Raw genomic sequence first — 23,876 nt, forward strand, 5'->3', positions numbered from 1 at the left:
AGTTGTAAAGGTCAGACGCGCCTACCGCGCCTACCGCCCTTGGGCCTGGTTCCGTCGTGCGGTATCGGGGTAACGTCCTCGACGCGCCCTATCTTGAGGCCAGCCCTCGCGAGGGCCCTGATTGCCGCCTGAGCACCGGGTCCAGGGGTCTTGCTCTTGCTTCCTCCGGGAGCGCGAACCTTGATGTGAACACCGACGAAGCCCTTCTCCATGGCCTCTTCGGCGGCCCTCTTGGCGGCAATCATGGCCGCATACGGAGAGGGCTCGTCCCTGTCGGCCTTGACGACCATACCACCGCTCCACCTGGAGACGGTCTCGGCCCCGGTGAGGTCGGTGATGTGGATGATGGTGTTGTTGTAGGAGGAGTAGATGTGGGCAACTCCCCACTTCTCCTTCTTCTTAAGGTTAACCTGCTGCTGGGTTTCCTCGCTCATGCCTCACCACCCTGCTTGGCCTGTTCAATAACCATCCTCTCGGGGTGACCCTCCTTCGCGAAGGGGGAGTTCTTGGCGTAGGTTATCGTGTCCTCCTCCTCGCGGAGGACGAGGTAGCCGGGTGAGCGGATTATCTGGCCGTTGACCTCGATGTGGCCGTGGACTATGAGCTGCCTGGCCTGCTTGATGGTCCTGGCGAGTCCCTTCTTGTAGACGATAGTCTGGAGGCGCCTCTCAAGGACGTCCTCAACGGTGAGCGAGAGGACGTCATCAAGAACGGCGTCGGCCGGGAGAAGGCCGAGCCTGTGGAGCCTCTGGAGGAGCTGCTGCCTCTCGATTTCGGCCTGCTTACCGCGGGCGGCGAGAAGGCGCCTCGCCCTACGCCTGAACTCCTTGAGCTGGGTCTCGTGGCGCCAGAGCTCCTTCTTGTTCTTGAGGGCGTACTTCCTCTTCAGAACCCTCTCGCGGTCGAGTCTCTCCTTAATCCAGGGGTGAGAGGGAGTTTCGTACTTCTTCCTCTGCCTCTTCGGGTCTCCCATTTACACCACCTCACTTCTTCCTCCTGCTAACGCCGACAGTGGTTCCGTGCCTGAAGTTCGACCTGGTTCTCTGACCGCGGAGCGGCAGGCCGAGCTCGTGCCTTATACCGCGGTAGGCGCGTATTCTCCTGAGCCTGTTGATGTCCTCACGCCAGGCCATAACGAGCTTAGCTGTAATGAGGTGCATGTCCTTGCCAGTCTCGTAGTCCTTCGGCCTGTTGACGGCCCAAGCCGGGATTCCGTGGGCAACGGGGTCCTCGAGGATTTTCTCTATCAGCTTGACCTGCTCGTCGGTGAGGTAGCCGGCCTTCATGTAGGGGTCGAGCCCTGCAACCCTGAGCACCATCGTGGCGAAGTTTATTCCTATTCCCTTAATCCCTGTCAGTGCCCATCTCAACTGCTTGTGTCCATCCAAATCAACGCCCGCAACGCGGACTATGTGCCTGAAGTTCTCGGTCATTACGAATACACCTCCCATCCCTCTTGGGAATCAAAGGGATTTTGGCGCCGGGACGGGGATTTGAACCCCGGCGGGCAAACGCCCACGGGCTCTCAAGGCCCGCGCCTTCCCAGGCTAGGCAATCCCGGCGTACACGCGGTAACCGCTCCCCTTCGCGAGCTCTCTCACTTCGGTGAAGGTCTCCTCCATGAGGGCCTTAATATACTTTGCCCCCTGCTTCGTCTTAATCACCAGTTGCAGGAGGCCACCATCGTTGAGATGCCGGGGAGCGTTTATAACTATTTCCCTCAGGACTTCCTTTCCCGCGTGCACGGGGGGATTGGTGATGATTGAGTCGAATTTTTCGCCCTTAACGGGCTCGTAGAGGCTTCCCCACCTGACCTCGGCGTTTCTAACGCCGTTGATTTTTAAGTTTTTCCTCGCTATGCTAATCGCTCTCCTGTTCACGTCGGTCATGACGACGTAGTCAACGAAGCGCGATGCAACTATCCCGATTGCCCCGTAGCCACAGCCCAGGTCAAGAACGCGCCAGTTCCTATCGAGAACCATGTTCTCTATGAGCAACTCCGTCCCCCGGTCGAGCTTCCCGAAGGAGAAGACACCGCTCGTAGTGATGAACTTGAAGCAGTGGCCCCTAAGGCAGACCTCTATCGTCTTCGTCCTCAGCGGAACGTTCGGCTCCTCGGAGTAGTAGTGGCTCATGTGCGGTGCTTCGTTGAGGGGTTTATAAAGATGCACGCGGACTCATGCCCCGGCGGGTAGTTTCTCCAGCGCTATTGCTCATCGATTCCCACACCATGAGCTTTCAACCTTAACCAACCGATTAGCGTCCCGAAGGGCAAAAACATCGTTGTAAAGATGTACAGGAGCCCAAACATAGTCAGCAAAGATTCCCGGATAAACGAGGCACTGTAGTTCCCCGTTATTATCATCAAAGCAACCACCATCCCAAGTCCATAAAAGACGGCATAAAACAAGCGTCCAGCCCCAATTTCGGCGTGTTTTATCTCCAGCAGTCCCACCTCAATGAGTTTCCGTGTTATCTTGTAGTCTTTTTCAGAGACAACCGCGAAAACTATCCCCGCCAGCCCGCTGATGATTACGTTATCAATTACAAATAGGTACAGCCCCGAAGTAATGGCAACAAAATTCACAACGGCCCGGATTTTGAGTACCCTGTCAGATATCACATATTTGTGCGCCATCATGGAGTAGTACCAGCCGGCCGCAACAAAAACATAAAGAGCCATTGAAACACTCTTTTCCAAGCTAACACCGGAGAAGTATGAAATCATGAATAGGGGAATTGACGCCGAAAGCTCACTCAAAAAGTTCTGCCAGGAGTAAGTGATTTTCTCAGGCGTCTTATTCTTGCTATAAAACACCGAGGCTAGGAACATCATGGAGGAGCCTACTGCAAAGAGAGCTCCGAGCACCTTGACGAGGGAAACGAACGAAGTTCCCGGTTTTGCAAAGACCAGATACATAAGCCCGAATAAGAGCACACTGAACCCAAACGAGCCCAGGAAAAAGATGAGATACCTTAAGCCCTTGGATTTTAAGAGCCCAGACTTTCTCCATTTATCCGGTTCCTTCCGAAGAACATGGGCCAGAGTATAGAGAAGCGCCAAGACGACCCCAAACAAGAAGCTTTCTTCCCATGGAAGCGAAAGGAAGTAGTGAAACAGGACTGCCAGAAAAACCGCCCCTAGAAGAAAGGTTAGGAGAAGACGAGGGTCCTTCCAGCCCATATACATGCCACCTTGCTACGATACGCTAAAACGTTTAATAAAAGTTCAGGAGGGCCAGCACGGTCAAGGAATCAATCTTCTCGCCTTCAAAATTGACCCATTGAGGAGAAAAATAATTCGAAACTTAGCCCGTTAGAAGGGAGCTACCAACTTTGATGAAACTTTGCAAAGCAAAGTTTGGGGGTGTGGGGGCGTTAGCCCCCCGGAGGTTTGGAAGAAAACGGGGTTGTGGGGCGAAGCCCCACTCCGGGGGTTTGAGAGTACAGGAAGCTTTTGGAAAAAGCTTCACCAAAAGTTAGTAGCTCACTACCAAAAACCCATTCCAGGGATTTTGTTCACAAAATTGCATAATGCTCAAAGGGGAAGAATCCAAATTGTTCCTCTCAAAAAGGGTTTACTCTCTTCCCGACGCCCGAAGGGCGTCAATTTAAATTTAAACCCACACTAAAAGGCATTCAATATAATCCCATCCAAAAAGAGCCATGTTAATTGAGAAAATCCTTAAAAAATGAACTTTAGAAGGGAGCTACCAACCTTGATGAAACTTCGCGCAGGCGAAGTTTCTACCACAGCTTCGGATACCAGTCCCTCGGCATGAAGACCTTGTCAACGTCAACCGCTATGCCCTTGCTCCTCTGGAGCATCTCTCCGCTAGTCATCGTGGCCTTTCCGAGTGCCACCAGCTCGTCCTTGAGGGTCATTATCGCAACGAGGTCGCCCTTCTTTATGCCCTTGTGGAGCTTGACTATTCCCGGAACGGCCAAATCGGCACCGTGGGTTATAGCGGAGACGGCTGAATCCCTTATCCACACCTTGGGCAGATGTTCAACCGCTTTTTCCATCGGCTGTATCGCCTTCCTGAAGTACTCCTCAATGCCGTCCTCCTTCCAGAAGTGGTAGTAGTCCACTAAGTCGTGGAGCGTCACGAGCGTCTCGTCCTCCTTGAAGGGACCGCTCCTCGTCCTTCTCAGCTCCGCCATGTGCGCTCCAACGCCCAAAGCCAGGCCTATGTGGTGAATCAGCGAACGTATGTACGTTCCCGCCTCGACGCCAACGCGGAAGAGCACGTCCCTACCATCTATCTCAAGCACGTCGATGTAGTAGACCTTCCTCGTCCTCAGGCGCCTCTTTACGGCACTCCTCAGCGGCGGCCTCTGAATTATCTCGCCCTGGAACTCCTTCATGACGGCGAGGATTCTGTCCTCGGGAACGTCGTCGTGAAGGTGCATTAAAGCTACGTACTCCTTACCTGCAGGAAGGAGCGCCTGAACGACCCTCGTGGCCCTCTCAAGGGCAACCGGTAAAACACCGCTGACCTTGGGGTCGAGGGTTCCGCCGTGACCTGCCTTGCTCAGGTTGAAGAGCTTCTTAATCCACGCGACAACTTCGTGGCTCGTCGGCCCCGGCGGCTTGTCGAGGTTGATTATGCCGAACTGCATGTGCATCTCCATCGGCCTCTTCTCGGGCGGAAAGCCCCACTTCGGGTTCGTCTCGGCCTTCTCGTCCTTAATCAGGACCTCTCGCTTTATATCCGCTGGAAGGATTCTCCTCACTTCGTCCCTCGCCATGAGCATCACCTATGGGTCTTCCAACGCTTTGATAAAGTCCTCCTTGCTTATTTGAGCAAGTCTCAGGACTCCCATCAACGTACCAGCTTTTAACTCTTTGTGAAGCGGGACCACGGTTCCTATTTTCCTGCCGTCAACGTATTTAACGAGGACAACGTGGCTACCCCTCTGGCGGGACACCTTGAAGCCGAACTTTTTGGTGAGCACTTTAACGACTTCTTCACCCGAGAGCCTTGGCAACTTCGACATAGAAATCGCCCACGAACTTTACCCTCTTCAGTTCATTCCTCAGCTCCGGAAACTCCTCAAGGTACAGCTCAACGGCCTCTTTGAGGTTCTCAATTGCCTCCTCTATTGTCTCCCCCTGAGTCGTAACACCTGTAAAGACCTCCCGAATGACGTAAATGCCCTCTTCCTCCCAGATGACGGCATGGAGTTGCACCTCACTCACCCCCCATAGAGTTTGAGGCCAGACTTAATAAACTCACCTAATACCTGAAGCGGTACGTGAAAACCGGCCAGTTTGGAAGGTATTTGCCCACAGAATGGCGAAACTATCAGGGACCGAGAAGCGTTAAGAAACTTATTGGAAGAAGAGTGAGGGAAAGCCCTCACTCAAGGCTTATGCCGGCCTCTTCGAGGGCCTTCTTTATCTCCTCGTCGGAGGCACCGCGCTCGATGTTGACCTTCTCCGGAAGGGGCTCGAGGTGCTTGACGTTCATCCTCCTGCGCTTGACCTTGTTGAGGCCAGCACCGGTGACGAGGACGAAGTTCTTGTCGATTATGTCGGCAACGACGACCTTCTGTCCGGCCCTCCTTCCGGCAATAACGACGGCAATCCTTCCGACCTCAATAGCTGGCATTCATCCCACCTCCTTCTTTTTGTTTTCCGGGCTTGAACCCGACCCCGCGTCGCCGTCGGGGTAAAGGTGGTCGATGGCGGCCTTCACAATCGCGAAGACCCCATCGGGACCCCATTTGGCAGTGTTTATGATTAAATCGTAAATTGATTTGTCCTCGATGTCGATACCGTAGAGGTTTAAATACCTTTTCCTGTTCCCCTTCTCCCTCTCGGCAATCTGAACGAAGGCCTCCTCAACGGAGACGCCTTCCCTTCTTGCAACCCTCTTGGCGCGCTCCATTATGGGCGCGTCGAGCCATATCTTAAGGTCTGCATTCTTGACCATCCATCCAGCGAGGCGGCCCTCAATGACGACGTTACACTCCTTGGCTGCCTCGACCTGCCTCCGGTCAACTTCCCTGTCTATCTCTGGATGAAGTTCGGCGTACTTCTGGAACTCCTCAAGGGTCATTCCCATCTCTTTGGCCATCTGCCGGAATATCAACCCGGCGTAGATGTGCTTGAAGCCGTAGTGCTTGGCGAGGTTCCGGCAGAGGGTGGTGGTTCCGGAACCGGCCAGGCCGCTGACGGTTATGACGAGGCAGCCCTTCGGCATAGGCGCACCTTCAGAGGGCTATGGCGGCCCTGACCTGGGCCTTCATGACCTTCCTCATGCAGCTCGGGCAGAGGTTCGGGTAGGGCCTCTCGGGCCTCTTGGCGGTCTTCGGGAGCTTCCTGAGCTCGCTCGGCCTTCCGCGCGGAACGCCGTTGAGGGGCCTTCCGCACATGGCGCAGTGGGCAACCTTGGGCTTCCTCCTCTCAAAGTGGATTACGGTTCTTCCTCCGGGAGTCCTAACGTACTTCCTCCTCCATGACCTTGAGCGGTACATCGGCTTCATTACTCTCACCTCGCAACCCCTTTCAGCGGAGCGTTTTTAAATTTATCCCATGTCAAGGAGCTTTCTGAGCACCATACCAATGACGTAGCTCGAAAGGATGTACCAGCCGAAGTAGCCGAGTTCACTTCCGGACAGGGCAGAGTGATACATACTGTGGAACCAGTCAAAGAGGAAGAAGTTGAACGGGGCCTTGGCTATCGCGACCTCTGTGTACCATCTTCTGAGCCAGCTGAAGAATATCCAGAATATTGGCATCGTGAGGAACATCGGAACCATCTGCTGCTTCATGAGCTCGCTCTGCATTTTCATGAGCTCCAACTGCTTCTGCTGAGCCTTTCTGAGCTTCTTCTCGTCGCCGCTCTTCTGGGCTTCCCTCATTTCCTTCTGAACTTCTTTGGCGAGCTTCTGGAGCTTCTTCTGCTTCTCAATGTCCGTGAAGAAGTAATAGAGCAACGTGTAGAACCCACCGATTATAAAGCCCATTAGTGTTATGACCCAAAGGGGATGGTAGTTCATCATGAACGGCCCGAAAACATCGTCAAGAAACTGGTAGATTCCCTCAATCATACTCACTCACCGCCAAGTCCAGCACTTGAACGAGTTCGTTAACTGCCTCTTCGAGACCCTTATCCTCGTGGTTCTCGATTATCTTTATGAGGGCGTTTGAGTGCATGGCGTAGCTTATCGCAGCTGCCCTGTTGAGGTCCTGGTGCCTCTCAATCTGCTCCTCGGTCTCAACGTCCCTGTCCCTCTTGAGGTCGCGGAGGCGCCTTCCGAGTATCTCGCTCGGCGTCGCCTCGATTATCACTATGAAGTTGGGGTTTATGACTTCAATAACCTCCCTGGGAAAGCCGAGTAGGTAGCCAACTGGAGTTCTAATGGTCGCGTGGGTGTCGAGCAACACCGGCTCCTCCCGGGCTATCTCGACTATCTTCTGGGCGGCTTTAAGCTGGAGCTCCCTCTGCGTCTTCGGGTCGAGCTTCCTCATCTCATCCCTGTGTTTAACCAGACCCGCCTTAACGGCTTCCTCGAACATTAAGTCACCGAAGTTGACGAGCCTGAACTTAGCCCGGGTTCTCTTAAGGGCAAGTCTCGTAATAGTGCTCTTGCCAACTCCTGGAATACCTGTAATCATGACCACAAACGGCATAGCTCTCACCCAGGGGGTTCTGGTTGGGTAAGGAAAAACGGCCTTAAAAGGTTTTGCAAAAAGGAAAGGGTCACTTGGCGAAGAATCTTCTGAGGGCCGGGAACATCTCCGTTGCCTGCTCTCTGGCAATCTCTTCGTAGAACCTGTAGAGGATGCCGACCGTCAGCAGTATTCCAGTTCCAGTACCCAGCGCGCCGAAGAAGTCCGCGAGCACTGCCACCAGCGCCAGCGTGAAGGAGCCCCAGAAGGTAACGTAGGGTATGTAGCGCTGGAGGACCCTCTCAAGGATTCTCGGGTCGCGCCTGAATCCTGGAATCTGGAGTCCCGCCTGCTGGAGCTGTCTTGCTATGCTCCTCGCGTCAAGTCCGGTCAGCTCAACCCAGAGGAAACCGAATATCAGCGACCAGAATATCGTCATTATTGCGTAGACCAGCGCCCTGACGGGGTCGTTAATGACGTGGAAGATGTCCCTTGGGGGATAGAGGTACGTGACGAAGCCGCTCACTGGGTAGCCGTTCTCCCCAAAGGTTCCGAGCCAGGTTATGCCGTAGTTGTTGAGAAGCCTGGCCCAGAGCTGGATGTTGGCGTAGAGGGCCATGGTGAGGATTATCGGAATGTTGCTGACGTACATGAACCTTATCGGGTACCTTCCGCGAACGGTCACGCGGCCGTAGCTGAGCGGAATCTCAACGCGCATGCTCTCGAGATATACGACGATTAGGAACACCGCTATTGTTCCAAGGAGTTTAACCATATCCGGCAGGGTTCCACCACGGTAGATAGCCCCCGTTATGTCGCCATGAATTAGGTGCTGGATGAAGGCGGGGATGGCACCGACTATGGCAGGCTCTCCGGTCAGGGGGTCAATGTACTCCTTGCTTGGTATCGGGGCGAGGGCTTTGTAAATGACCGTCTGTGAAACTCCAGCGGCAATGAAGAGACTGATACCACTGCCTATTCCCCACTTGCTGACGAGTTCATCGAGTAGTATAAGCATCGTGGACGCAAATCCAAGCTGGAGGATTATCAGGATTGCGAGGCCAAGACCTATGTAAACGAATCCATCAGGGCTCGTAACGGTCTGGAAGGCCCCTATTCCGGTGCTGACCTTACCAAACGCTCCGGCGAAGACGTAGATTGCCGCCTCGAAGAAGCTCATGAATACCGAAAACAGCTTCTGAGCGGCCTGATAGAACCTCCTATCCTCGGGATTTGAGAGGTCGAGCTTAACTATCTCGGAACCAACGAGAAGCTGCATGATTATACTCGCGGTAACGATGGGACCGATACCCAGCGTTAAAAGCGAACCGCTCTTACCGGCGAGCACGAAACGGAGCGTTGCAAAGTAATCCTGAACCTTGGGTGGGATTCCATACAGGGGGATTTCAGCGAGTATGAAGTAGAGCAACAGAACTATTCCAGTCCACATGAACTTCTCCTTGAGGGGAACGTGCCTCTTCGGCCTCTCAACCTCGGGGAAGTAGCGCTCTATGGCGTATACAATGTCCCTTACCTTTCCCATAGCCGACACCCGCCAAAAGTTGAAAGAAATCAGGCGAGGATGACCTCGCCACCAGCGGCCTTAATCTTCTCCTCGGCCTTGGGGGTAACGTAGTAGGCCTTGACGACGATGGCGCGGGTGAGCTTTCCTGTACCGAGAACCTTGTCAACGCCGAGCTGGGTGGCGTCGAAGACGAGCTTTCCTTCCTCCTCGTAGATGACGCCCATGTCCTTGAAGAGCTCGAAGTTCTCGTCGATGTCGCTCAGGTTGATGACCTTGGGGATGTACTGGACGGCCTTGGGCCTGTGGAAGCCGCGCTTGCCGAGGTGGTCGGGGGCGTACTTGATGGTCCAGGTGAACTTCTGGTCCTTCCTCTTACCGGTACCGGCCATACCGCGGCCACCCTTGCTTCCGCCGCCGCGGTGCTTCTTCTTGCACCCCCATCCGTGAGTGTGACTTCCGCGAAGCTTCCTAACCTTCTTCCTCCTCCTAATCATCTCTCGCCACCTCAGAGCATTCTCTCTATGAGCTCGTTAATCTTCTCGCCCCTGTAGCCGAGGGCACCGCCCTCCTTGAAGGAGCGCTTCTTGCTTCCCTTCAGTCCTCCCCTCGGCGGGTGGAGCCTGAAGACGGGCTTGATGTTGGGTAAATCCCTGAGCTTCATCTCGCCGTTGATGACCTTCTCGGCGAACTCCTCGATGCTCATTCCGAGCTTCTCCTGAACGTACTCATCGGTAATCGGCTTGTTGCCAACGAGCCTGCCCCTCTTCCTGAGGAGCTTGACGAGGGTCTCTTTGTCTATCTCGCCCCAGGTGATGTAGTCCTTGACCTTCTGTATCATTCCGCGGTAGCTCGGGGTGTCGTCGACTATGACGAGGTGGTTAATCCTGTGAAGGCGAAGCATGGCGAGGGTGTCTCTAACCTCGCCCCTCGCCCTAATCCCGCTCCTAAGCCTTATGAGTGCAAGCTTTGCCATCTTCTCTCACCTCACTCAAGGGTGAAGCTCTGGGGCATCGCCCTGCCAACGACGATACCGTACTTCTCCTCCATACCGGGCTGTATGGCGACGCGGTTGGTGTTGTAGAGGGCGTTGAAGACGGCCTTGGCGAAGTTGACGGTGGTTCTCGTCTCACCGAGGGTCTGGGACCAGACGTCCTGGACACCGGCAAGGGTGAGTATCTTCTTGCCAACGTCACCTATGACGAGTCCGAGACCACGCGGTCCGGGCATGAGCTTGACGCGGACGCTACCTTCTTTGCCCTCGACGGCGAACGGGATTGAGTGAGGCCTCCTGCACCTGCACTCCCATGAACCGCAACCGCGCTTGATTTCGATGATGTTCATCTTGGCGTAGCTTATGGCCTTCCTGATGGCTATGCCGACTTCTCTTCCGTGACCGATTCCAAGGCCGACGTAGCCGTCCCTGTTGCCAACAGCTGCGAGAACCCTGAAGCGAATCCTCCTACCGCTGTCGGTCATTCTGACGGTGAGAGCTATGTCAAGCACTTCCTGGTTCTCCCTCAGGTTGACTTCGGGAAGGAGAACGTCAACTATCTCGGGCTCCTTTATCTGGTAGCCCTTCCTGAATATCTCGTGAATGTCAGTTATCTGACCCTCCTTGACGAGCCTGCCGAGCTTGGTCTTCGGCTCCCACTCCTCAAGAACCCTCTGGGCAATCTCTCTCGGGTCGCTCATTCTCTCGCCCCCTCAAACTTCTCGATTATCTTGGCCTTAACCTCTTCAAAGTGCTCGGGGAGCTTCTCGGGCTCAAGGCCCTTGACGAGGTAGCCACCAAACTGCTTCCTGTAAAGGGCCTCGTCCTCCTCCTTGAGGGCCTTGGCGTAGTTTGCAACGTGCTCGCCCCTTATCCTGTAGTCCTCTGGGAATATCTCCTCGCTGTGCGGGACGTTGAGGCCAGCGTCAACCGCTCCCTTGAGGACGGCGAAAACCGAGCTTCCCCTGGTCGGCGGGTGAAGGCCTATGTCGAGTATGGCCTCCTCAACGCCGGCCTGCTTCGCCTTGTAACCGATGAGCAGTCCGAGGAGGTAGGCACTCGGGGTGTTTCCGGTGTGGCCCTTCCAGCCGAAGTCCCTGATGAGCTCCCTGGTGTGGGCGGAAACTATAGTCCTGTCGCCCTTCGGGTCGTAGACTATAATCTGCGCTATGTGGTGGTTGAGGGTCTTCCTCACGACGAGCCTCGGCTTCTTGCTCTTGAGGAGCTTGAGCCTCTTGTGGTAGTTGGTCTTACCCTCTCTCCTCCTCCTGAAGGGAACCCTATACCTTGGTCCTCTCGCCATTTATCTCACCTCACTCCTTCAAGATGCCGTGCTCCTGCATGAACAGGTAGAGCTGCCTCTTGTTCTTGAACTGGCCACCCTTGGCCCTGATGTAGAGCCTCCTGTAGGTGTGGGCGTCAATCTTGCCCTCAGCCTTGAGCTTCCTGAGTTCTTTCCTGAGGGCCCTTATGGTCATCATCCAGCGCTCCTTCTTGCCCATCCTGGCGGTCTTCTTACCCTTCCTGCTTCCGGGGCCCCTGTGGCGTCCCTTCTTCCTCGCCTCGTGGAAGGCCCTCGCCCTGGCCCTGCTCTGGCCCTTGATGGGCTTCTTCTTGATGACGCCGTCGTGGATGAGCCTCTTTATGTCCTCCCTCGTTATTGCCGCGGCAACGTCGTCAATCCTCTCGGGGTCAATCCAAACCCTGTTCTCACCGCACTTCAAAATGTCAGCGGCAATCCTTCTCTGCATCTTAAGCATGAGCATCACCTCGCGTTGAGGACCTTAATTCCGAGCTCCTTGGCCCTCGCGATTATCAGTTCTCTCTTCCTCGCGCCGACGGTTCCAGCTATCCTCGCCGCCTGCCTGGTCGGGTCTATTGCCTCGAGCTCCTTGACGTTGTGAACGAGGACCTCCTCGTAACCGCTCGGGTGAAGCCCGCGAACGGCCTTCGGTGAGCTCCAGCCTATGCTGGGTGAGCGGGGCTTGCCCTTCTTCTTGAGCCTCATCTTGCTGTCGATTCCCTTGGGCCTGCGCCACTTGGGGTCGTTCTTGAACTTGGGATACCTCCACCACTCCTGACGGAGGAACTTGGGCTTCTTCCTCTTGAGCCTGGCCCTCACCCTAAGGAGTCTCGCCTTCTCGTCCATTTCTCACACCTCAGAACTTTATCGGCTTGCCAGCCTTCTCAACTATGTAAATACCATCCTGGAAGACACGCCTGTCCCACTTCGTTATCCTCGTGGCCTGCTCGATGTTGGCCGCGGTCTGGCCAACGGCTTCCTTGTCTATGCCCTCGACGAGTATCTCCTGACCGCGAACCTTTACCGTAACGCCCGGGAGGATTTTGGCCCTCCTCGGAGCCTTCTCACCGAGGAAGTTCTCGATGACGACCTCGTCGCCCTGAACCTTGACGGTGACCGGGAAGTGGCTGTAAACGACCTTGAGCTTGTAGGTGAAGCCCTCGGTGACGCCCTTAATCATGTTGGCTATGTGGGCCTTGAAGGTTCTCGCGATGGCGATGTCCTTCTTCCTCGGGAACTCCTTGTATATGACAACCTTGCCGTCCTCGGTGAATATCTTAACGCCCGGGTACTTGAGCTCCCTCTGGAGCTCGCCCTTGGGACCCTTGACCTTGACGACGTTGTTCTCGACGGTGACCTCGACTCCCTCTGGAATCTCAACCTCTTCCCTTACCCACGCGTCTATCGGCATCGCTCTCACCTCAGTAGACGTAGGCTATCAGCCTTCCGCCGATGCCCTTCTCACGGGCCTCCTTGTGGGTCATAACGCCCTGGGAGGTGGACACTATGAGGATTCCGAACTCGAAGGCCGGAAGGAACCTCTTCTCCCAGTACTCGTAGTCCCTGGCCTTGACCGGGAACCTCGGCTTAATCGCTCCTGCCTTGTTTATCTTGCCGATGAGCTGAACGCGGTAGATACCTGCCCTTCCATCGTCTATGAACTCGAACTCGCCGATGTAGCCGTTCTCCTGCATAACCCTGAGAACCTCACCGATGAGCTTCGAGGCGGGCTTTATGTAGACCTCCTTCTTTCCAACCCTCTCGCTGTTGGTCATGTGGGAGAGAGCGTTCGCAAGCGGGTCAAGCAGAGTCATCGCTTCTCACCTCACTCATACTTCTTGAAGCCGAGTTTTGGAGCGACCTCGCGGAAGCAGTGCCTGCAGAGCATAAGGCCGTGTATCCTGATTATCGGGCCGTACTGGCCGCAGCGCATGCACCTTCTCGCTCCCTTACCAAACTTCCTCGGCTTCCTCTTGTTGTAATCAGCCTTCGCCATCTCACAATCCCTCCACGTTGACCTTGAACTCCTCAATAGCGAAGACTATACCCTCTTCCTTCGTCAGCTTGTGCCTGGTCGGTATCTTCCTCCTCTGCCTCTTCCTCTTGGCGACCCTAAAGCCGGGCCTCTCAAGGGTGACGCAGACGTCCATACCGAAGATACCTATCTCGGGGTCGTACTCGACGCCCGGTATGTTGATGTGCTCCTGGATTCCAAAGCAGAAGTTCCCGTGCTCGTCGAAGTTGCCGACGCTAAGCTTCCTGTCAACGGCCTCAAGGAGCCTGTCAAGCATCTCGTAGGCCTTCTTTCCACGGAGAGTGACCTTAACCGCTATCGGCTCACCGCGCCTTATTCCGAAGTCCTTGTTGGTCTGCTTCGCGCGCCTCCTTATCGGCTTCTGGCCGACGAGGTCCTGGAGCATCTTCTCGGCCTTGGTAAGCCTCTCACCGCTCTCGCCAACACCGATGTTTATGGTGAGCTTCGCAATCCTCGGCTTCCTCATCGGGTGAGCTTCCCAGTCTGCAAGGATAGCCTCCCTGTTAATCTGCATCGTCTCTCACCTCACGGAAGGGAAATCTCCGGCTTGTCCTTACCAACGACGAAGGCGTACTCCTTCAGGGTGTCGAAGAGCTCGCCGTTCTCGTCCTCGATGGTGACGACGTCGGGCCAGCCCATCGGGAAGTGCCTGACCTCGACTATCTTACCCTTCCTCGCGACGTTCTTACCCTGGGTAACGAAGACGTAGGCACCGACCTCGAAGGGCAGTATCTTGACTATCTGCCTCTCCGGAACCTTCATGATGACGGTGTAAGAGGTCTTGTAGGCGTCCTTCTCAGCAAGGCTAACGAGGTGGTTGCTTCCGTCGTGGAGGTTGAGCTGGACCTTCGCGCCCTTGACCATCCTCTTGTTGTCAATCCTGAAGGGCTTGAGCTTGGCCTCTTCCTCGCTTATCGGGTGGAGGATGAGCTTGCCAATCCTGTTGGGCAGGACCCTGTAGTGCTCGCCGGTTTCCGGAATCGAGACGACGTCCATGATTCCAACCGGGAACTTGTAGTCCTTCCTAACGCGACCATCAACGAGTATCTTGCCCTCGTTGAGTATCTTCCTAGCCTCTCTCGCGGTTCTCGCGTAGCCAAGGTAGTCCCTGACTATGTAGAGGAGCGGTATGGAAGTCTTCATGCTGTGCGGACCCGGGCTCGGGCGAACGGCCCACTTGTAGGCCTTCCTGTGGATGTACCAAGCGGTTGGAGCGGCAAGCCTCTTAAGGTGCCTCTTCGGACCCTTTCTCGCCATCACTCAGCCCTCCTCTTAATTATCTTCTCTCTCCTCTCATCGTCGAGGTTGAGCTCGACAATCATAACGTTCGACGGGTGGAGCGGGTAGTAAACCTCGGTTCCGTCGGTTCTCTTCTGGGTGACTCCCTCAACGTGAATCCTGTACCTCTTGAGGTCGACCTCAACGACCTTTCCTTCCTTGCCCTTGAAGTCCCCGCGCATGACCTTGACCTTGTCGCCAACCCTAATCGGGAGGTTCCTGATGCCGTACTTCTCCCTCAGCTCCTTGCTCAGGGTCGCGCTCATTATCTTACCCCTGAGGTGAAGGGGAGCGTTGTAGAGGAACTTCCTCTGCTTTCTCGGCTGCTTCATATCAAGCTTCATAACTCTCACCTCACAGCACTATGCTCGCTATGCTACCGAGCCTGACCCACCTCTCGGCGGCCTCCCTGGCTATGGCACCTCTGATTTCGGTTCCCCTCGGAACGCCTTCGGGAGTGACTATGGCAGCGGCGTTGTCCTCGAACTTGACGCGCATGCCGTCAAGGCGCCTGTACTCCTTCCTCTGCCTGACGACGACGGCCCTGACGACCTGGTGCCTCATGTCAGGCCTTCCCTTCTTGACGGTGGCAACGACCATGTCGCCGACGCCAGCTGAAGCGAGCCTCCTCCTGGTTCCCTTGTAGCCAACGACGCCGATTATCTGAATGACCTTGGCACCGCTGTTGTCGGCGACCTTGAGGTAGGCCCCAATCGGAAGAGCGCGAGTTGGCCTGACGGGGCTTATACCCCTGGTCGCACCGGCACCCTTCTTGGCCATTGCCTCACACCTCCTCCTTCCTCTCGGCCCTCTCAAGGACGGCCACGACGACCCAGCTCTTGGTCTTGCTTATCGGCCTGGTCTCGGCTATAAGGACTTTGTCTCCAACCCTTGCGTTGATGCACTCGGGGTTGTGGGCGTGAACCTTGCTCCTCCTGAGCTCGTAACGCTCGTATTTCTTGAGGTAGTGGTAGTACTGCCTCTCGACGACGACGGTCTTCTTACCCTTGTCGCTGACGACTATACCCTCAACGTATCTCCCGTGTATCTTGAGGTTCCCGTGCCAGGGGCACTTGGGGTCGTTACACACCTCAGCGGGAGGCTGAACCCTCAATCCAATCTCTCTCATTTCCGCCACCTCTTCTTGAGTCTCATCTCGGGCCTTCCAATCAAATCACGACCGTTGATTCGGATTTTCTCATCGCCGAGGTCGAACTCAATCTCGACCACGTCCTTTGGAACGACCCAAACCCTCTCCCCACCTATGGTGAGGGTGTTCCTCGTCTCGTCAAGGACGTAGCCCTCGATGCCGACCAGCTCTGGATGAGATGCCCTTATAATCTTTGCTTTGAGGCCTATGAGCTCGTGCCAGACTATGTTTTTCCGCGTCACTCGACCTCTATGAGCTCCTCGGAAAATCCAAGGTCTGCGAGCAACTTCTTGATACGGTCCCTGTGGTCGCCCTGGAGCTCTATCCTTCCCTTCTTTACGGTTCCGCCACATGCCAGCTTCGCCTTCAGCTTCTTTGCTATGTCCTCGAGGTCGAACTCCTTCTCGTCTATGCCCTCGATTATGGTCTTAAGCTTTCCGTAGCGGGCCCTCTCGATGTAGACCCTAATCCTCTGCTGCTCCTTCAGGACCTCCTTAAAGAGCATCTCATCCAGAGGGTTCACAATCCTCGGCACCTAACCTCACCTTTTCTCCCTAAGCTTCTCCTTCTTTATGGTAAGCAGGCGCGCGATGTCGCGCCTGAGGTTGCGGATGACCATGGGGTTCTCGAGGGAAGCCCCCATGGTGAGCACGCCACGCTCCTTGGCAAGCTCAAGCCTGAGCTCCCTTATCTTCTGCTCAATCTCCTCGATGCTCATCTCCCTAATCTCACTGGGCTTCATTGCCGCTCACCTCTTCCTCGACTATGTCTTTGACCTCAATCTCATCCGGAAGCCTCGCGTCGGGCGGCATGATGGCAACCTTAACGCCGATAACACCGAGCTTGAGGAGTGCCTGAGCGTAGCCCTTGCTGACGAGGGTCTCGGCCGGGTTGCCGACCTTGGCGAGGTAGCCCTGGTAGAACCTGACGCTTTTAGCCCTCTCACCGGTGAGCTTTCCGCTGAGCCTAATCTCAACACCACGAGCACCGTTCCTCATGATGGCCCTGATTGCTGAGTAAGCGGCCCTCCTGAAGTGGATTCCCCTCTCAAGGGCCTGAGCCAGACGAACGGCCTGAACCTTGGCGTTGAGGTAGGGGTTCTTGATTTCCTCGACCTCAATCTGCGGGTTCTCGAGGCCGAACTGCCTCTCAAGGATTCTGGTGAGCTCCCTTATCCTCCTTCCACCCCTTCCGATGACGTAACCGGGGCTGGCAGCGAAGATTATGACCTTGGTTCCGAGGGGAGTCTTCTTGATGTCTATTCCACCGTAACCCGCCCTGCGAAGCTCCTTCTCAAGGTATTCGTCGATGAGCATCTCCTTAACGCCTTCCTTGATGAAGTACCTCTCGATGGCCAAAGGTCTCACCTCCTAATCTCCTCGACGACTATCTCTATGTGCGTGGTCTGCTCGTTGAAGGGGGTGGCCCTTCCAAAGGCCCTCGGGATGTAACCCCTGAGGACGGGCCCCCTGTGAGCGGCCGCGTGGATTATCTTGAGCCTGTCGACGTCGAGGCCCTTCTGCTCGGCGTTGTTCTTGGCGTTGAGGAGTATCTTCTTGACGGCCTTGGCGACCTTGACCGGATAGCGACCGGGACCAAAGCCCTTACCAGGCTTGTGGCCCTGGCTGTCGTTGTGGCGCTTCATCGGAACGGGCCTTCTGAGGTTTATGACGTCGTCGAGGTACTTGAGGGCGTCGTTGAGCATCATGCCCCTTATCTCCCTGAGGAGCTCGACGCTGTGCTTGGGTGAAATCCTGAGGTCCCTTCCGCTCGCGCGAGCCATTCTTTCAGGGTCAAAATTTTGGAATGAGTAGGAAAACCTGCCCCTGCTCATCTAAACCACCTCACTTGATTGCCACGAACATCGAGGACCTGGTGGCTCCGACACCCGGTGAGCCGTGCTGGACTATCTTCCTCGTGAGGGCGAACTCACCGAGGTAGTGGCCTATCATCTCCTCCTTTATCTCAATCGGGACGAACTCCTTGCCGTTGTAGACGTGAATCGTAATGCCGACCATCTCGGGGAGGACTATCATGTCCCTGCTGTGGGTCCTTATGGGCTTGTTGTACTTGCCCTTCTTGGCAAGCCTAATCTTCCTGAGGAGCTTCTTCTGCTCCGGGGAGAGGCCCCTCTTGAGGCTCCTCCTCTGCCTGGCCGGGAGGAGCTTGGCGAACTCCTCAAGGGACATGTTGAGCAGTTCGTCGAGCGTGTAACCCCTATACTTAAACTCCTTCTTTCTCGCCATCTTCACTTCCTCCTACCGGTTCTTCTCGCGGCTATGTGACCGACCTTCCTTCCGGGCGGAGCGCGCCTCGAAACGGTCGAGGGCCTGCCGATGTGGTGCTCCTTACCACCGTGCGGGTGGTTGACGGCGTTCATCTTGACACCTCTCGGCTTGGGCCAGAACCTGTTGCGAGCTTTGGCGATGTAGTAGGCCTTACCGGCCTTGACTATTGGCTTCTCAAGCCTTCCACCGCCTGCAACGACACCGATAGTAGCTCTGCACTCGGGCTTGAACTGCTTGAGCTCACCGCTCGGGAGCTGGACGATGACCTTGTCCTTCTCCCTGCTGACGACGAGGGCGTAGGTTCCTCCAGCCCTGACGTACTTTCCGCCGTCGCCCGGAACGCCCTCGATGTTGTAAACGTAGGTTCCCTCCGGTATCTTGGCGAGCGGGAGGGTGTTGCCTATCGCTATCGGAGCCTCGGGTCCGATGTAGACCTCCTGGCCGACGAGAACGCCTTCGGGGGCGAGGATGAGCTTCTTGGTTCCGTCCTCGAACTTAACGCGAGCGACGGGAGCAGTCCTTCCAGGGTCGTGGAGGATTTCCTCAACGACTCCCCTGAGGGTCTTCTCCTTCACGACGTTGAGAGGAACGTACTTAACGGCGCCCCTGTACCTGTGGGAAGGAGCGCGGAAGGTTGTGGTTCCCTTACCCCTCCTCTGCTGTATGAGACTCTTTCCCATCTCACATCACCTCAGAACAATCCCAACCTTGCGGCAATCTCACTCGCGTCGTATTCGGGCTTGAGCTTGACGTAGGCCTTCTTCTCGCCCCTCATGGTGATGAGGGTGTTGACCTTCTCGACCTTGACGTTGAACATCTCTTCCACGGCCCTCTTGATGTCGGCCTTGGTAGCTCTTCTGTCCACTATGAAGGTGAGCTTGTTCTCCCTCTCTATGAGCGAAACGGCCTTTTCGGTAACGAGCGGTCTTATGATAACCTTATAGGGGTCCATCTCTCATCACCCGTAGATTTTCCTAAGCCTCTCTATAGCGCCCTTAGTCCAGATGGTAAGCCTTCCAGGGTGAGTTCCGGGCGCGAGAAGCTCAACGCCGAGGTTGTCAACGGTAACGACGTCAACGCCCGGGTGGTTCCTCGCTCCCTGGACGATTCCCTCGTTCTTAGCCACGACGATGAGCGGGCCCTTGGCCTTCTTGTAGCGCCTTCCGCGCATCTTACCCTTACCGGCCCTTATCTTGGTGTTCCTCTTGGCCCTCTCAATGTCGTCCCAGACGCCGAGCTTCTTGAATATCTCCCTGGTCTGGGCGGTCTTGAAGACCTTCTCAAGGTCGTCAACGACGACGAGCGGGAAGGCCGGAACGTTGTCGGTGACGTGTCCCCTCGCCTTCACGAGGTCAGGGTTGGCGGTTGCGGCTATGGCGCTCATTATGGCAAGCCTGCGCTCCTTCTTGTTGATGTCCTCCCAGATTATCTTCTCGACCTTCGGCGGGTGGGTTCTCCTTCCACCGCGAGCGAAGGGGACGAAAGCTGCGAACCTCGGCGGGGTCTTTATCCTCTCGACCCTCGCCATACCGTGGCCCTTACCGATGTTCTCGGTGACCCTTCTCTTTCCAGCGAGCGGGTCCCTTCCCTGGGGCTGTATCCTGTGGGTCCAGGAAGCGATGACAGCTCTCCTGATGAGGTCGGGCCTGAAGGGAGTGCTGAACACCTTGGGGAGCTCTATCTCCTCAACGGGCTCGCCTTCGAGGTTGAAGACCTTAACCTTCATTTATCTCACCTCACTGCTTGGACTCCCTACTGACGTAGGTTATCTGGGGCCTCTCAACGGGCGGCTTCTTCTTGGGCGGCCTTATAGCGGGCCTAACCCTGATTATCCTCTTGAACGAACCCGGAACGCTACCCTCAATCATGAGGAAGTCGCTCCTGACGATTCCGTAGTGCGGGAAGCCACCCTTCGGGGTTATCTCAATCTCGTTGCCGTCGAGCACGAGCTTTCCGTTCTCGCCTATGGCGATGAGCCTCTTGTTGAACTCTGTCCTGTGGTGGAAGCCCATCTGACCGGCCTGCGGGACGGTCCACATGACGCGAGCCGGGTGCCATGGACCGAGGTTTCCAACGTGCCTGCCCTTTCCAGCCCTCTGGGCCTTGTGGAACTGGACCTTGATTCCCCAGCGCTTGACCGGGCCCTGGGTTCCCTTACCCTTGGTGACCGCTATGACGTCGAGAAGCTCTCCCTCGTGGAGAACCTCACTGGCGCGGAGCTCCTTGCCTATCTTCTCCTTGGCGTAGTCGAACTTGGCCTTGACGTCGTCGCCACCGATGGCGTACTCCATAACCTCCGGCTTCTTCTTGAGCTTGATGAGCCAGGGCTGGGTGTGGACGAGAAGCCTGACGTCGACAATCTCGCCGTCGTTGACGAGGTCCTCAAGCTGACCGAGCTTGGCCTTGAAGGCCTCCTCGTCGTAGTTCTTCGGCAGGGTCTTTATGCGCCTCTTGACGTTGTCGTTGAGCTCGTGGAACCAAACTTCGGTGGCGGTCTCAAGGCCAAGGTAGCCCTGCTTGTAGGCCCTGATTCCGTAGACGAAGAGAGGCGGAACCTCAACTATGGTCACGGGCACGAATATCTCCTTGCCCTTGGTGAGCCCGGGGCTGTCGTCTATCATGAGGATGTGGGTCATTCCGGCCTTGTAGCCAGCAAAGCCCAGCATCCTGACCTCACTGTCCTTTGGCCACTTCTTGATTCTCGGGACTACACTCCTAGCCCTTTTCCTTGGGCTGAAGGCGAGTGAACCTCTCCTTGGTCTGTGAACCTTTCCCATCTCAATCCCTCCTCATGAGATTGAATATCGCCAGCGTGGCGAGGAGCGCCTCCTCGGTGCGGACGGTTTTAGTTTTCTGATTTGGAATCGTGTTGAGCACGAAGTCGAACTCGTACTCGCCGCCGAGGAGCTCCATGACGCCCTTCCTCGGCGAGCCAAAGGCGATACCAACCTCCCCTTCGAGCGGGGGAAGGTTGACCTTTCTCACGTCGCGACCCTTCCTTGAGGTCGCGATTGCCAAATCCAGGTGAGCCTTTTTAAGTGTTTTCGCCAGGGGCTTCCCGCTCAGGTGGACTTTGTACCCCCAGTATTCAGTTGGCTTCGCCGGGACGACCTTGAGGGGCCTCGTTGACACGATTCTGAACGTTGCCCTGCCTTCGACGTTCCCCTCAACGAGCGCCAGCTCGTCGAGCCCTATGTCCGCGTAGATTTTCCTCCCCTTCCGGAAGGCGTAGCCCTCGCGGATTTCTCCGACCTTTGGTTTTCCCTTGAGCTTGTGATGTGGCGTCCTGAGCGGGGGGACGACGCCCACATATCGGAGCTCGGGCATCAGGGGAAACAGCCTCTTTCTGAGGTACTGCGGTGTTTCCATGTACTCAAGGACCGTTTTTATGAACTTCCCGTCCCTTCCGCCTGCCCTGTAAATCCAGATGTGCTCGACGCCGAAGATTGCGCAGGCCCTCGCAACCTGCCCAACCTTGTACGTCCGGATTTTTGGGTCGTCGGTTTCCTCAAGGAGGGAATCGGGAATGAAGACGTGCCAGGCCATATTTCGCCCCCACTGTCCTCCCTAACCCCAACGCGCTGAAGGGAGCTTATGGAGACTATTTAAAAGACTTTCGAACCCTGCAACCCTTTTTCGGGGTTGGATGTGTGTAATTTTTTTGCAAACGAAAGACAAGGGGGCTCCGCCCCCTTATCTCTCTGTACTCTCAAACCCCCGGAGTGGGGCTTCGCCCCACAACCCCGTTTTCTTCCAAACCTCCGGGGGGCTAACGCCCCCACACCCCCAAACTTTGCTTTGCAAAGTTTCATCAAAGTTTGTAGCTCTCACCTAAGGACTCAGCTGACAAAGATTTTGCTCACAAAATCACGTACTCTCAAAGGAGAACCCTCTGAAACAGCCTTCACAAAGGGGTTCGCTCTTCTCTGACGCCCTTCGGGCGTCGATTTAAAGGTAAACCTCCAATCGAAGAGCAAGTTGGGAGAGTTCCCATACTCAAAACGGCCAGTTAGAAAGAAAAATCACTCAAAACTCAACTCTTAGAAGGAGCTACGAACCTTGGTCAAACTCTGCGGGACTATCGTCCCTCGCGTCGAGCAGAGCTCGACGTCGCGCAGGCGAACAAGCTTTACAACAGCCTTTAACAAAGGCTGGCGAAAAGAGTGCCCTTCTCACCAAAGGGCAAAAAACAGTCGTGCACTAACAAAGAGCAAGTCCATAAAGGGTTTAACACTACAACAAAACTCCTTAGAGATAGTTTCAACTTACCATCGGCGCCCGAAGGGCGCCTTCTCAGAGTGAAACTCTTGGAAATGAAGCAAATTTGACAGAAACCCCTTCGGAAACCTGCACTTTCAGAAATGCACTTAACCTTCCGCCAGCGCTGAAGCTTTTGGAAAAAGCTTCACCAAAGAAACTTTGCTGGGCAAAGTTTCATCAAAGTTTGTGATTCCTTCATCAGGGGCTTCTTTTTGGATGTTTGCACTTTTAGTAGACTCGTGTAAAATGCGAATTCCTATCTTTTGTGAAGCTTTCTCACGCGGGTTTGCTTTTTTTCTTGCGCTCCGAAGGAGCGCCTCTTAGAGAAACCCCTCCCAAAGGACTCTCTTAAAGAGAATTCTCTGAGAATACTGCCATTTGAGAGTGCAAACTCCTTAGAATTGCCCCTTAGTGGAATCACGAACCTTGGTCAAACTTCGCGCAGGCGAAGTTTGTAACTGGTGGGCCCGCGGGGCTTCGAACCCCGGACCTCCGCCTCGTGAGGGCGGCGTCATAACCAGACTAGACCACGGGCCCGCCCGGAGTATGGAGAGCGGGCAAAAATATAAAGCTTTCGCTAAACCTCCTTCAAAATCTCCTCAGGTGCACCCGCGAACTCGACCAAGTACTCCGCCTCGACAATGTGGAGCCTTCCTGGAACTATAAGAACGTGGGGTTGCCTTCCAAAGTCTTCGTTAATCATGTCCTTAACGTAGCCGGCCTTTATCGTCGGGTTCAGCGAGCCGGCCCTTGCCAGAACCACGACAAGGGTTTCGGGCGTGAAGACTCCTTCTTTCTTCATCTCCTCTACCTGTAAGAGTATCTCCATCGCCTCGTTCGCCGTCATGTAGCGGTTCTGCTCGGCCTTTATGTCGAGGAAGAGGAGCGTGTGAAGACCGCGCTCCCGGTTTTCCCTGATTACGTCGTAGTGGCTCGTCGGGAACCAGTTCTTCTCAGGATAGGCAACGGTGGTGCTCTTCCCGAACTTGTAAATCTGGAGTCCGGTTACGGCCACCGCGGAGTAGATGCTCGGGGCGTGAATCACGTAGCTCTCAACGCCGGCCTTCTTCGCCCGGATTCTCAGGTCGGAGTGCGTCGTCGCCACCATCGGGTCTCCAGCGGTAAGAAACGCGACGTCCTTCTCCTTTGCCTCCGGGAGGACGATTTTCTCGAAGTTGAGCTCAACGTCCTCCCTGCTCAGCCTGACTATTGGCTTACCTATGAGCTCTTCCACTTTGTCTATCGTCGTTCCCGCGAGGAGCGATGTGTAGAACTCCGCGAAGACCTTCTCGCACTTCCTGGCCGTTTCGAGACCCTTGAGCGTTATGTCCTTCTCATCGTAGAGTCCGAGGCCTATGAAGTAGAGCGCCATTCTCACCACCGATACCGGATTTCCCTAAAACTTTTAAGTTTTGGGAAAACTAC

Annotated in this window: 40 protein-coding genes and 2 tRNA genes; all 42 read right to left on the bottom strand. The window is 55.5% G+C overall.

Features of this window, described 5'->3' with window-relative positions:
- Window positions 1-11 precede the first annotated feature (11 nt).
- Entirely contained in the window at window positions 12-434 is a 423-nt protein-coding gene (locus tag E3E30_RS06275; protein WP_042692880.1) for a 30S ribosomal protein S11, read from the bottom strand.
- On the bottom strand, window positions 431-973 hold the full coding sequence (locus E3E30_RS06280; RefSeq protein ID WP_042692877.1) for a 30S ribosomal protein S4: 543 nt from the start codon (window positions 971-973) through the stop codon (window positions 431-433). The genes E3E30_RS06275 and E3E30_RS06280 overlap by 4 nt, the downstream gene beginning before the upstream one ends.
- A 10-nt stretch (window positions 974-983) precedes the next feature.
- Window positions 984-1,433 carry a 30S ribosomal protein S13 gene (locus E3E30_RS06285; protein WP_015859575.1) on the bottom strand — a complete coding sequence of 150 codons (450 nt, stop codon included), beginning with the start codon at window positions 1,431-1,433 and terminating at the stop codon, window positions 984-986.
- A gap of 42 nt (window positions 1,434-1,475) precedes the next feature.
- Window positions 1,476-1,562: transfer RNA gene (locus E3E30_RS06290), tRNA-Ser, on the bottom strand.
- Complete coding sequence (locus E3E30_RS06295) at window positions 1,548-2,135, bottom strand: class I SAM-dependent methyltransferase (RefSeq protein ID WP_167728760.1); 588 nt, start codon at window positions 2,133-2,135, stop codon at window positions 1,548-1,550. Before E3E30_RS06295 ends, E3E30_RS06290 begins: the two co-directional genes overlap by 15 nt.
- A gap of 71 nt (window positions 2,136-2,206) precedes the next feature.
- Window positions 2,207-3,184, bottom strand: coding sequence for a potassium transporter Kef (locus E3E30_RS06300; protein ID WP_167728761.1), 978 nt, complete (start codon window positions 3,182-3,184; stop codon window positions 2,207-2,209).
- A gap of 563 nt (window positions 3,185-3,747) precedes the next feature.
- Complete coding sequence (locus E3E30_RS06305) at window positions 3,748-4,752, bottom strand: RNA-guided pseudouridylation complex pseudouridine synthase subunit Cbf5 (RefSeq protein WP_167729010.1); 1,005 nt, start codon at window positions 4,750-4,752, stop codon at window positions 3,748-3,750.
- A 9-nt stretch (window positions 4,753-4,761) separates the two neighbouring features.
- Window positions 4,762-5,001, bottom strand: a complete 240-nt coding sequence (locus tag E3E30_RS06310) for a type II toxin-antitoxin system HicA family toxin (RefSeq protein WP_042692866.1) — start codon at window positions 4,999-5,001, stop codon at window positions 4,762-4,764.
- Complete coding sequence (locus E3E30_RS06315) at window positions 4,973-5,194, bottom strand: type II toxin-antitoxin system HicB family antitoxin (RefSeq protein ID WP_167728762.1); 222 nt, start codon at window positions 5,192-5,194, stop codon at window positions 4,973-4,975. The genes E3E30_RS06310 and E3E30_RS06315 overlap by 29 nt, the downstream gene beginning before the upstream one ends.
- Window positions 5,195-5,363: 169 nt before the next feature.
- Window positions 5,364-5,615 (bottom strand): 50S ribosomal protein L14e, encoded by a 252-nt coding sequence (locus tag E3E30_RS06320; protein WP_042692860.1) that lies wholly within the window; start codon window positions 5,613-5,615, stop codon window positions 5,364-5,366.
- Window positions 5,616-6,209, bottom strand: coding sequence for a (d)CMP kinase (gene cmk, locus E3E30_RS06325; RefSeq protein ID WP_167728763.1), 594 nt, complete (start codon window positions 6,207-6,209; stop codon window positions 5,616-5,618). It abuts the gene before it with no gap.
- A 10-nt stretch (window positions 6,210-6,219) separates the two neighbouring features.
- Window positions 6,220-6,492, bottom strand: a complete 273-nt coding sequence (locus tag E3E30_RS06330; protein WP_167729011.1) for a 50S ribosomal protein L34e — start codon at window positions 6,490-6,492, stop codon at window positions 6,220-6,222.
- A 42-nt stretch (window positions 6,493-6,534) separates the two neighbouring features.
- Complete coding sequence (locus E3E30_RS06335) at window positions 6,535-7,059, bottom strand: EMC3/TMCO1 family protein (protein ID WP_042692852.1); 525 nt, start codon at window positions 7,057-7,059, stop codon at window positions 6,535-6,537.
- On the bottom strand, window positions 7,052-7,642 hold the full coding sequence (locus E3E30_RS06340; protein WP_042692850.1) for an adenylate kinase: 591 nt from the start codon (window positions 7,640-7,642) through the stop codon (window positions 7,052-7,054). The genes E3E30_RS06335 and E3E30_RS06340 overlap by 8 nt, the downstream gene beginning before the upstream one ends.
- A 70-nt stretch (window positions 7,643-7,712) precedes the next feature.
- The gene (secY, locus tag E3E30_RS06345) at window positions 7,713-9,164 is read right to left on the bottom strand and encodes a preprotein translocase subunit SecY (protein WP_042692848.1); all 1,452 of its coding nucleotides are present in this window, start codon (window positions 9,162-9,164) and stop codon (window positions 7,713-7,715) included.
- A 29-nt stretch (window positions 9,165-9,193) separates the two neighbouring features.
- Window positions 9,194-9,640 carry an uL15 family ribosomal protein gene (locus tag E3E30_RS06350; protein ID WP_042692846.1) on the bottom strand — a complete coding sequence of 149 codons (447 nt, stop codon included), beginning with the start codon at window positions 9,638-9,640 and terminating at the stop codon, window positions 9,194-9,196.
- Between the two features lie 11 nt (window positions 9,641-9,651).
- Window positions 9,652-10,119 carry a 50S ribosomal protein L30 gene (locus E3E30_RS06355; RefSeq protein ID WP_042692844.1) on the bottom strand — a complete coding sequence of 156 codons (468 nt, stop codon included), beginning with the start codon at window positions 10,117-10,119 and terminating at the stop codon, window positions 9,652-9,654.
- Window positions 10,120-10,130: 11 nt separating this feature from the next.
- Complete coding sequence (gene rpsE, locus E3E30_RS06360) at window positions 10,131-10,838, bottom strand: 30S ribosomal protein S5 (RefSeq protein ID WP_042692841.1); 708 nt, start codon at window positions 10,836-10,838, stop codon at window positions 10,131-10,133.
- A complete protein-coding gene (locus E3E30_RS06365) occupies window positions 10,835-11,440 on the bottom strand; it encodes a 50S ribosomal protein L18 (protein WP_167728764.1) in 606 nt (201 codons plus the stop codon). Before E3E30_RS06365 ends, rpsE begins: the two co-directional genes overlap by 4 nt.
- Window positions 11,441-11,450: 10 nt before the next feature.
- A complete protein-coding gene (locus tag E3E30_RS06370) occupies window positions 11,451-11,903 on the bottom strand; it encodes a 50S ribosomal protein L19e (RefSeq protein WP_206203809.1) in 453 nt (150 codons plus the stop codon).
- Window positions 11,903-12,286, bottom strand: a complete 384-nt coding sequence (locus E3E30_RS06375; RefSeq protein WP_042692834.1) for a 50S ribosomal protein L32e — start codon at window positions 12,284-12,286, stop codon at window positions 11,903-11,905. The genes E3E30_RS06370 and E3E30_RS06375 overlap by 1 nt, the downstream gene beginning before the upstream one ends.
- A 10-nt stretch (window positions 12,287-12,296) precedes the next feature.
- Window positions 12,297-12,851: a 50S ribosomal protein L6 gene (locus E3E30_RS06380; RefSeq protein ID WP_042692833.1), complete on the bottom strand. Its 555-nt coding sequence runs from the start codon at window positions 12,849-12,851 to the stop codon at window positions 12,297-12,299.
- A gap of 10 nt (window positions 12,852-12,861) precedes the next feature.
- The gene (locus tag E3E30_RS06385; RefSeq protein WP_042692830.1) at window positions 12,862-13,254 is read right to left on the bottom strand and encodes a 30S ribosomal protein S8; all 393 of its coding nucleotides are present in this window, start codon (window positions 13,252-13,254) and stop codon (window positions 12,862-12,864) included.
- 11 nt (window positions 13,255-13,265) lie between these two features.
- Window positions 13,266-13,436 (bottom strand): 30S ribosomal protein S14, encoded by a 171-nt coding sequence (locus E3E30_RS06390; protein ID WP_011250478.1) that lies wholly within the window; start codon window positions 13,434-13,436, stop codon window positions 13,266-13,268.
- 1 nt (window position 13,437) lies between these two features.
- Entirely contained in the window at window positions 13,438-13,989 is a 552-nt protein-coding gene (locus tag E3E30_RS06395) for a 50S ribosomal protein L5 (RefSeq protein ID WP_099209838.1), read from the bottom strand.
- Between the two features lie 11 nt (window positions 13,990-14,000).
- The gene (locus E3E30_RS06400) at window positions 14,001-14,732 is read right to left on the bottom strand and encodes a 30S ribosomal protein S4e (protein ID WP_042692825.1); all 732 of its coding nucleotides are present in this window, start codon (window positions 14,730-14,732) and stop codon (window positions 14,001-14,003) included.
- Complete coding sequence (rplX, locus tag E3E30_RS06405; RefSeq protein ID WP_042692823.1) at window positions 14,732-15,097, bottom strand: 50S ribosomal protein L24; 366 nt, start codon at window positions 15,095-15,097, stop codon at window positions 14,732-14,734. The genes E3E30_RS06400 and rplX overlap by 1 nt, the downstream gene beginning before the upstream one ends.
- Before the next feature lie 10 nt (window positions 15,098-15,107).
- The gene (locus E3E30_RS06410; protein ID WP_042692821.1) at window positions 15,108-15,533 is read right to left on the bottom strand and encodes a 50S ribosomal protein L14; all 426 of its coding nucleotides are present in this window, start codon (window positions 15,531-15,533) and stop codon (window positions 15,108-15,110) included.
- Window positions 15,534-15,537: 4 nt separating this feature from the next.
- Window positions 15,538-15,882: a 30S ribosomal protein S17 gene (locus tag E3E30_RS06415; RefSeq protein ID WP_042692819.1), complete on the bottom strand. Its 345-nt coding sequence runs from the start codon at window positions 15,880-15,882 to the stop codon at window positions 15,538-15,540.
- The gene (locus E3E30_RS06420; RefSeq protein WP_167728765.1) at window positions 15,879-16,256 is read right to left on the bottom strand and encodes a ribonuclease P protein component 1; all 378 of its coding nucleotides are present in this window, start codon (window positions 16,254-16,256) and stop codon (window positions 15,879-15,881) included. Before E3E30_RS06420 ends, E3E30_RS06415 begins: the two co-directional genes overlap by 4 nt.
- Window positions 16,142-16,408, bottom strand: a complete 267-nt coding sequence (gene yciH, locus E3E30_RS06425) for a stress response translation initiation inhibitor YciH (protein WP_206205113.1) — start codon at window positions 16,406-16,408, stop codon at window positions 16,142-16,144. Before yciH ends, E3E30_RS06420 begins: the two co-directional genes overlap by 115 nt.
- 36 nt (window positions 16,409-16,444) lie before the next feature.
- Window positions 16,445-16,645: a 50S ribosomal protein L29 gene (rpmC, locus tag E3E30_RS06430; protein ID WP_042692814.1), complete on the bottom strand. Its 201-nt coding sequence runs from the start codon at window positions 16,643-16,645 to the stop codon at window positions 16,445-16,447.
- Window positions 16,632-17,261 (bottom strand): 30S ribosomal protein S3, encoded by a 630-nt coding sequence (gene rpsC, locus E3E30_RS06435; protein ID WP_042692812.1) that lies wholly within the window; start codon window positions 17,259-17,261, stop codon window positions 16,632-16,634. The genes rpmC and rpsC overlap by 14 nt, the downstream gene beginning before the upstream one ends.
- A 5-nt stretch (window positions 17,262-17,266) precedes the next feature.
- Entirely contained in the window at window positions 17,267-17,737 is a 471-nt protein-coding gene (gene rplV, locus E3E30_RS06440; protein WP_042692810.1) for a 50S ribosomal protein L22, read from the bottom strand.
- 10 nt (window positions 17,738-17,747) lie between these two features.
- Window positions 17,748-18,149, bottom strand: coding sequence for a 30S ribosomal protein S19 (locus E3E30_RS06445; RefSeq protein ID WP_099209830.1), 402 nt, complete (start codon window positions 18,147-18,149; stop codon window positions 17,748-17,750).
- Between the two features lie 2 nt (window positions 18,150-18,151).
- Window positions 18,152-18,871, bottom strand: a complete 720-nt coding sequence (locus E3E30_RS06450) for a 50S ribosomal protein L2 (RefSeq protein WP_042692804.1) — start codon at window positions 18,869-18,871, stop codon at window positions 18,152-18,154.
- Window positions 18,872-18,882: 11 nt separating this feature from the next.
- On the bottom strand, window positions 18,883-19,143 hold the full coding sequence (locus tag E3E30_RS06455; RefSeq protein WP_042692801.1) for a 50S ribosomal protein L23: 261 nt from the start codon (window positions 19,141-19,143) through the stop codon (window positions 18,883-18,885).
- 6 nt (window positions 19,144-19,149) lie between these two features.
- Window positions 19,150-19,917, bottom strand: coding sequence for a 50S ribosomal protein L4 (rpl4p, locus tag E3E30_RS06460; RefSeq protein ID WP_167728766.1), 768 nt, complete (start codon window positions 19,915-19,917; stop codon window positions 19,150-19,152).
- A 10-nt stretch (window positions 19,918-19,927) separates the two neighbouring features.
- Window positions 19,928-20,968 (bottom strand): 50S ribosomal protein L3, encoded by a 1,041-nt coding sequence (locus E3E30_RS06465; protein ID WP_042692796.1) that lies wholly within the window; start codon window positions 20,966-20,968, stop codon window positions 19,928-19,930.
- Between the two features lies 1 nt (window position 20,969).
- A complete protein-coding gene (locus E3E30_RS06470) occupies window positions 20,970-21,737 on the bottom strand; it encodes a putative RNA uridine N3 methyltransferase (RefSeq protein WP_167728767.1) in 768 nt (255 codons plus the stop codon).
- Window positions 21,738-22,910: 1,173 nt separating this feature from the next.
- Window positions 22,911-22,988, bottom strand: a tRNA-Val gene (locus E3E30_RS06475).
- Window positions 22,989-23,028: 40 nt separating this feature from the next.
- A complete protein-coding gene (dph5, locus tag E3E30_RS06480; protein WP_167729012.1) occupies window positions 23,029-23,823 on the bottom strand; it encodes a diphthine synthase in 795 nt (264 codons plus the stop codon).
- Between the last annotated feature and the right edge of the window lie 53 nt (window positions 23,824-23,876).

This window comes from Thermococcus sp. 9N3, from assembly GCF_012027685.1.
Classification (GTDB): Archaea; Methanobacteriota_B; Thermococci; order Thermococcales; family Thermococcaceae; genus Thermococcus; species Thermococcus nautili.

Bases quoted from the DNA above. Each gene is read 5' to 3' on its own strand.
- E3E30_RS06275 (WP_042692880.1), bottom strand. From the start codon at position 434: ATGAGCGAGGAAACCCAGCAGCAGGTTAACCTTAAGAAGAAGGAGAAG.
- E3E30_RS06280 (WP_042692877.1), bottom strand. From the start codon at position 973: ATGGGAGACCCGAAGAGGCAGAGGAAGAAGTACGAAACTCCCTCTCAC.
- E3E30_RS06285 (WP_015859575.1), bottom strand. From the start codon at position 1,433: ATGACCGAGAACTTCAGGCACATAGTCCGCGTTGCGGGCGTTGATTTG.
- E3E30_RS06295 (WP_167728760.1), bottom strand. From the start codon at position 2,135: ATGAGCCACTACTACTCCGAGGAGCCGAACGTTCCGCTGAGGACGAAG.
- E3E30_RS06300 (WP_167728761.1), bottom strand. From the start codon at position 3,184: ATGGGCTGGAAGGACCCTCGTCTTCTCCTAACCTTTCTTCTAGGGGCG.
- E3E30_RS06305 (WP_167729010.1), bottom strand. From the start codon at position 4,752: ATGGCGAGGGACGAAGTGAGGAGAATCCTTCCAGCGGATATAAAGCGA.
- E3E30_RS06310 (WP_042692866.1), bottom strand. From the start codon at position 5,001: ATGTCGAAGTTGCCAAGGCTCTCGGGTGAAGAAGTCGTTAAAGTGCTC.
- E3E30_RS06320 (WP_042692860.1), bottom strand. From the start codon at position 5,615: ATGCCAGCTATTGAGGTCGGAAGGATTGCCGTCGTTATTGCCGGAAGG.
- cmk (WP_167728763.1), bottom strand. From the start codon at position 6,209: ATGCCGAAGGGCTGCCTCGTCATAACCGTCAGCGGCCTGGCCGGTTCC.
- E3E30_RS06330 (WP_167729011.1), bottom strand. From the start codon at position 6,492: ATGAAGCCGATGTACCGCTCAAGGTCATGGAGGAGGAAGTACGTTAGG.
- E3E30_RS06335 (WP_042692852.1), bottom strand. From the start codon at position 7,059: ATGATTGAGGGAATCTACCAGTTTCTTGACGATGTTTTCGGGCCGTTC.
- E3E30_RS06340 (WP_042692850.1), bottom strand. From the start codon at position 7,642: ATGCCGTTTGTGGTCATGATTACAGGTATTCCAGGAGTTGGCAAGAGC.
- secY (WP_042692848.1), bottom strand. From the start codon at position 9,164: ATGGGAAAGGTAAGGGACATTGTATACGCCATAGAGCGCTACTTCCCC.
- E3E30_RS06350 (WP_042692846.1), bottom strand. From the start codon at position 9,640: ATGATTAGGAGGAGGAAGAAGGTTAGGAAGCTTCGCGGAAGTCACACT.
- E3E30_RS06355 (WP_042692844.1), bottom strand. From the start codon at position 10,119: ATGGCAAAGCTTGCACTCATAAGGCTTAGGAGCGGGATTAGGGCGAGG.
- rpsE (WP_042692841.1), bottom strand. From the start codon at position 10,838: ATGAGCGACCCGAGAGAGATTGCCCAGAGGGTTCTTGAGGAGTGGGAG.
- E3E30_RS06365 (WP_167728764.1), bottom strand. From the start codon at position 11,440: ATGGCGAGAGGACCAAGGTATAGGGTTCCCTTCAGGAGGAGGAGAGAG.
- E3E30_RS06370 (WP_206203809.1), bottom strand. From the start codon at position 11,903: ATGCTCATGCTTAAGATGCAGAGAAGGATTGCCGCTGACATTTTGAAG.
- E3E30_RS06375 (WP_042692834.1), bottom strand. From the start codon at position 12,286: ATGGACGAGAAGGCGAGACTCCTTAGGGTGAGGGCCAGGCTCAAGAGG.
- E3E30_RS06380 (WP_042692833.1), bottom strand. From the start codon at position 12,851: ATGCCGATAGACGCGTGGGTAAGGGAAGAGGTTGAGATTCCAGAGGGA.
- E3E30_RS06385 (WP_042692830.1), bottom strand. From the start codon at position 13,254: ATGACTCTGCTTGACCCGCTTGCGAACGCTCTCTCCCACATGACCAAC.
- E3E30_RS06390 (WP_011250478.1), bottom strand. From the start codon at position 13,436: ATGGCGAAGGCTGATTACAACAAGAGGAAGCCGAGGAAGTTTGGTAAG.
- E3E30_RS06395 (WP_099209838.1), bottom strand. From the start codon at position 13,989: ATGCAGATTAACAGGGAGGCTATCCTTGCAGACTGGGAAGCTCACCCG.
- E3E30_RS06400 (WP_042692825.1), bottom strand. From the start codon at position 14,732: ATGGCGAGAAAGGGTCCGAAGAGGCACCTTAAGAGGCTTGCCGCTCCA.
- rplX (WP_042692823.1), bottom strand. From the start codon at position 15,097: ATGAAGCTTGATATGAAGCAGCCGAGAAAGCAGAGGAAGTTCCTCTAC.
- E3E30_RS06410 (WP_042692821.1), bottom strand. From the start codon at position 15,533: ATGGCCAAGAAGGGTGCCGGTGCGACCAGGGGTATAAGCCCCGTCAGG.
- E3E30_RS06415 (WP_042692819.1), bottom strand. From the start codon at position 15,882: ATGAGAGAGATTGGATTGAGGGTTCAGCCTCCCGCTGAGGTGTGTAAC.
- E3E30_RS06420 (WP_167728765.1), bottom strand. From the start codon at position 16,256: ATGTGGCGGAACCGTAAAGAAGGGAAGGATAGAGCTCCAGGGCGACCA.
- yciH (WP_206205113.1), bottom strand. From the start codon at position 16,408: ATGCTCTTTAAGGAGGTCCTGAAGGAGCAGCAGAGGATTAGGGTCTAC.
- rpmC (WP_042692814.1), bottom strand. From the start codon at position 16,645: ATGAAGCCCAGTGAGATTAGGGAGATGAGCATCGAGGAGATTGAGCAG.
- rplV (WP_042692810.1), bottom strand. From the start codon at position 17,737: ATGAGCAGGGGCAGGTTTTCCTACTCATTCCAAAATTTTGACCCTGAA.
- E3E30_RS06445 (WP_099209830.1), bottom strand. From the start codon at position 18,149: ATGGCGAGAAAGAAGGAGTTTAAGTATAGGGGTTACACGCTCGACGAA.
- E3E30_RS06450 (WP_042692804.1), bottom strand. From the start codon at position 18,871: ATGGGAAAGAGTCTCATACAGCAGAGGAGGGGTAAGGGAACCACAACC.
- E3E30_RS06455 (WP_042692801.1), bottom strand. From the start codon at position 19,143: ATGGACCCCTATAAGGTTATCATAAGACCGCTCGTTACCGAAAAGGCC.
- rpl4p (WP_167728766.1), bottom strand. From the start codon at position 19,917: ATGAAGGTTAAGGTCTTCAACCTCGAAGGCGAGCCCGTTGAGGAGATA.
- E3E30_RS06465 (WP_042692796.1), bottom strand. From the start codon at position 20,968: ATGGGAAAGGTTCACAGACCAAGGAGAGGTTCACTCGCCTTCAGCCCA.
- E3E30_RS06470 (WP_167728767.1), bottom strand. From the start codon at position 21,737: ATGGCCTGGCACGTCTTCATTCCCGATTCCCTCCTTGAGGAAACCGAC.
- dph5 (WP_167729012.1), bottom strand. From the start codon at position 23,823: ATGGCGCTCTACTTCATAGGCCTCGGACTCTACGATGAGAAGGACATA.